Source organism: Micromonospora maritima (assembly GCF_902825405.1).
In the GTDB taxonomy this organism is placed as follows: domain Bacteria; phylum Actinomycetota; class Actinomycetes; order Mycobacteriales; family Micromonosporaceae; genus Micromonospora; species Micromonospora maritima.
On record NZ_CADEAU010000450.1, the window covers coordinates 1 to 4,335 of the forward strand.

Consider the following 4,335-nt stretch of genomic DNA (forward strand, 5'->3'; position numbering starts at 1 on the left):
CCCGGTGTGTGTTCCGCCCCACCCTGTCTTACCTCACCGACGCAGCGATGTCGATGTGCGGAGCGTGACCGGAGGTGAACCGGGTCGCTGCCGCCGCCCTCTCGTCGCGCATCCGGGTCCTCCCCCGTCGTCGGTGACCGCCGGCCGGACACCGTGCCGGCGGGCGCCGGACCGGGGTGCTCGCCGGTCCGCGTGCCGAGCCAACCAGCTTTTCCGCGCCCGGGGAGGGGCCAGCGGTCGGCCGCGTGGCCGGCCCCTCCCCCGATGGGCCGGACCTGCGGTAATAGAGGATTCGGCCGCGCCGGCCCGGGTAGGTAGCGCGGGTCGAGCAGGGCCACCCGAGCCGGGTCAGGAGCAGCCAGATGAGCACCATGCCGAGCGACCGGAGCCCCGACAGCACGGTGGCCTTCCTCCGCGAGGGCTACCGCTTCGTGGGCGCCCGCTGCGACCGGTTCGGCACCGACGTCTTCCAGACCCGGTTGCTGCTGGAACCGACGATCTGCCTGCGCGGCCGGGAGGCCGCCGAGCTGTTCTACGACGAGGAGCGGTTCGTCCGGCGCGGCGCCATGCCGATGCGCGCGCAACGCACGCTGACCGGGGTGGGCGGCGTCCAGGGCCTCGACGACGAGGCCCACCGGGCGCGCAAGGCGATGTTCATGACGCTCATGACACCGGCCGCGGTCCGGCAGCTCGGTCAGCTCTTCGACGACGAGTGGCGGGCCCGCGTCCCGGCCTGGGCGGAGAACGGCCCGGTCGTGCTCTACGACGAGGTGGGCCGGATCCTGACCCGGGCGGTCTGGGCGTGGGCCGGCGTGCCGCTGACCGCGCGCGACGTGTCCCGCCGGACCGCCGAGATGCACGCGATGATCGAGGCGCCCGCCGTCCTCGGACCGAAGCACTGGCGCGGGCGGCTCGGCCGGCGCCGCGCCGAACGCTGGGCCGGCGAGCTGGTCGAACGGGTCCGCGCGGGCGCGCTGCCGGCGCCCGAGGGCAGCGCGCTGCGGGTCGTCGCCGAACACCGGGACGAACGGGGCACGCCGCTGCCCCGCCGGATCGCGGCGGTGGAGCTGCTCAACGTGCTCCGCCCCACCGTCGCCGTGGACCGGTACGTGGTCTTCGCCGCGCTGGCGTTGCACGACCATCCGCACTGGCGGGACCGGCTGGTCGGCGACGACACCGCGACCGAGCAGTTCGTGCAGGAGGTACGCCGCTACTACCCGTTCTTCCCGCTCGCCGCCGCCCGGGTGCGTCGCTCGTTCGAGTGGCGGGGGTACGCGTTCCCGCAGGGGCGCCGCGTGCTGCTCGACCTGTACGGCACGAACCACCACCCGCGGACCTGGCCGGAGCCGGAGCAGTTCCGCCCGGAGCGTTTCGCCGGCTGGCGGGACGACCCGTTCGGGATGGTCCCGCAGGGCGGCGGCGACCATCTCACCGGCCACCGCTGCGCCGGCGAGTGGATCACCATCGAGCTGATGAAGCGGGCGGTGACCCACCTGACCGGCACGATGGACTACCGCGTCCCGCCCCAGGACCTCGCGCTCGACCTCGGCCGGATGCCGACGCTGCCGCCCAGCGGGCTGCTGGTGGACGGGGTGCGCCGAGCCGGTTGAGAGCGCACCCCGTCCACGCTCACGCCGGTTGGGGGTGAAGGACGGTGCGCAGGCAGCCGTCCTCCTTCTTCTCGAAGATCTCGTAGCCCCGCGCGCCGTCCTCCAGCGACATCGGGTGGGTGGCCAGGTAGCCGGGGTCGATCTCGCCGGCCGCGACCCGGTCGAGCAGCATCGGGATGTAGCGCTGCGCGTGCATCTGCCCCATCCGCAGCACCAGCGCCTTGTTCATGGCCGCGCCGAGCGGGAACTTGTCCACCAGGCCGCCGTACACCCCGACGATGCTCACCGTGCCGCCCTTGCGACACGCCATGATGGCCTGCCGGACCGACGTCGGACGGTCGCTCTGCAGCCGGACCGTCTGCTTGGCCCTGTCGTACGCGTAGGTCGGGCCGACGTCGTGCGACTCCATGCCCACCGCCTCGATGCAGGCGTCCGGGCCGCGACCGGCGGTCAGCTCGCGCAGCGCCTCCAGCACGTCGGTCTCCGCGTAGTTGATCGTCTCCACGCCGAGCCGCCGGGCCGCGGTGTCGAGCCGCTCCGGCAGCCGGTCGATGACCACGACCCGCTCGGCGCCGAGGATCTGCGCGGACCGGGCGGCCATCTGACCGACGCCGCCGGCGCCCCAGACCGCCACCACCTCGCCGCCCTTGAGGGCACAGAAGTCGGCGGCCATCCAGCCGGTCGGCATGGCGTCGGAGGCGAACACCACCGAGTCGTCCGGCACGCCGTCCGGCACGCGGAACGCGCCGACGTCGCCGAACGGCACCCGGATGTACTCGGCGTGGCTGCCGGAGTAGCCACCGGCCGCGTGCGAGTAGCCGAGGATGCCGGCCGGCGAGTGGCCCCACAGCTTCTCGGTGAAGACCGGCTGCGGGTTGGAGTTGTCGCAGAGCGAGTACTGCTCGGTGCGGCAGTACCAGCAGTTGCCGCAGGCCACCACCGAGCCGACCACCACCCGGTCACCGACGGAGATCCGCCGGACGTCCGGGCCGACCTCCACGACCTCGCCCATGAACTCGTGGCCGAGCACGTCCCCCTCGCGCATCGCCGGCAGGTAGCCGTTGATCAGGTGCAGGTCGGAGCCGCAGACGCTGCTCGCCCGGACCTTGACGATGATGTCGCCGGCCGACCGGACGGTCGGCTCCGGCACGTCGCGCACGGCGAGCTTGCCGACGCCCTCCCAGCACAACGCCCTCACGGCCGTCCTCCCACGATCAGCTTCTCGCGTACCTTGTCCGTCGCCCGTTCCTGGCGCGGGCTGCGCCCCGACGGGTCGTGCCGGGTGTCCAGCACCTGGCCGGTCTCGATCAGCGACTTGATCCGGCGCAGCGCGGTGCGCAGCGCCAGGTCCGGCTCGTCCCCGCCGACCAGGCCGACCGCCCGGCGCAGCGGGCCGGAGCGCCACCGCAGCTCGGCGCGGATCTCGGTGCCGCGGTCCTGCGGCGCGGCGACCAGCTCGACCCGGCCCCGCTGGGCCACCGGTCCGTCGGTCACCCGCCAGCCGAACCGGCCCGGCCCTTCGACGGTGATCTCGGCGCGCCACTCGGTGCCGCCGCCGGCCGGGTCCGCGGCCACGCACCGCCACCGGTTGTCGTCGAGCTGCTCCAGGGTGGCCCACTCGGCCAGGCCCCGGTCGAGTCGTTCCCGGTCGGTCCAGAAGCCGATCACCGCGTCGACCGGCCGGTCGACGGTGATGCCGCGGTGCACCACGTACCAGCCGTCCTCCCGGTCGGGCTGGTGCCGGCGCCGGCGCCGGGCCACCGTCCGGGTGATCCCGAGCGCCGTCAGCGCGGCGGCGCCGGCCAGCGCCCACCTCGTTCCGTTGCTGCTCATCACGTCTCCTCCAGGTCGGACGGCTCGCACGCCCGTATTCCGCTGCGCTACCCGGCCCAGGGCGGCCGAAACGGTTTCAGGAGCCGCATTCCGGGCACCCGGCTGATCCCCACCCGACGGGAGACGACGTGACGGACACCGCTGCGCATCCACGCCCCGACCGGACCGCGCGGTCCGCGCCGGTCCGGCTCCCGATGGCGTACGTCCTGCCGGTGCGCGCCCACGACGACCGGGGCCTCGACGAGCTGACCGGCTACCTGTGCGAGCTGAGCCGGTGGGTGGACGTGGTGGTGGTCGACGGGTCCGCGCCGGCGCTGTTCGCCCGCCACGCCGACGCCTGGCGGGGGCTGGTCCGGCACGTCCCACCGGACCCGGCGCTGCGCGGGCGCAACGGCAAGGTGGTCGGGGTGCTCACCGGGGTGGCACTGGCCCGGCACGAGCACGTGGTGATCGCCGACGACGACGTCCGGTACGACCTGCCGGCGCTGCGCGCTGTGCACGACCTGCTCGACCGGGTGGACCTGGTCCGGCCGCAGAACCACTTCGACCCGCTGCCCTGGCACGCCTGGTGGGACACCGGCCGGACGCTGCTGGCCCGCGCGTTCGGCGGGGACTGGCCGGGCACCCTGGCGGTGCGCCGGAGCACGTTCCTGGCCATGGGCGGCTACGACCCGGACGTGCTCTTCGAGAACCTGGAGCTGGTCCGCACGGTCCGGGCGTACGGGGGCAGCGAGGCCACCCCGGCGTGGCTGTACGTGCGGCGGCTCCCGCCCACCGCCGGACGCTTCCTCGGGCAGCGCGTACGCCAGGCGTACGACGAGACGGCCCGGCCGGCGTGGCTGCTGGCCGCGCTGGCGGTGCTGCCGGCGACGGCGGCCGCGCTCGCCGCCCG

General features: G+C 74.6%; 4 protein-coding genes. 2 read left to right on the forward strand and 2 right to left on the reverse strand.

Annotated features, from left to right (window positions below):
• Window positions 1-362 precede the first annotated feature (362 nt).
• Window positions 363-1,610 carry a cytochrome P450 gene (locus HUW36_RS26795; protein ID WP_174530683.1) on the forward strand — a complete coding sequence of 416 codons (1,248 nt, stop codon included), beginning with the start codon at window positions 363-365 and terminating at the stop codon, window positions 1,608-1,610.
• Window positions 1,611-1,629: 19 nt separating this feature from the next.
• On the opposite strand, the gene HUW36_RS26800 is transcribed toward HUW36_RS26795, so the two are convergent.
• Window positions 1,630-2,808, reverse strand: a complete 1,179-nt coding sequence (locus tag HUW36_RS26800; RefSeq protein WP_174530684.1) for a zinc-dependent alcohol dehydrogenase — start codon at window positions 2,806-2,808, stop codon at window positions 1,630-1,632.
• A complete protein-coding gene (locus HUW36_RS26805) occupies window positions 2,805-3,443 on the reverse strand; it encodes an SRPBCC family protein (RefSeq protein ID WP_174530685.1) in 639 nt (212 codons plus the stop codon). The genes HUW36_RS26800 and HUW36_RS26805 overlap by 4 nt, the downstream gene beginning before the upstream one ends.
• A gap of 128 nt (window positions 3,444-3,571) precedes the next feature.
• On the opposite strand from HUW36_RS26805, the gene HUW36_RS26810 reads away from it, so the two are divergent.
• Window positions 3,572-4,335 (forward strand): glycosyltransferase family 2 protein (locus HUW36_RS26810; RefSeq protein ID WP_174530686.1); only part of this gene is annotated, 764 nt, incomplete at its 3' end.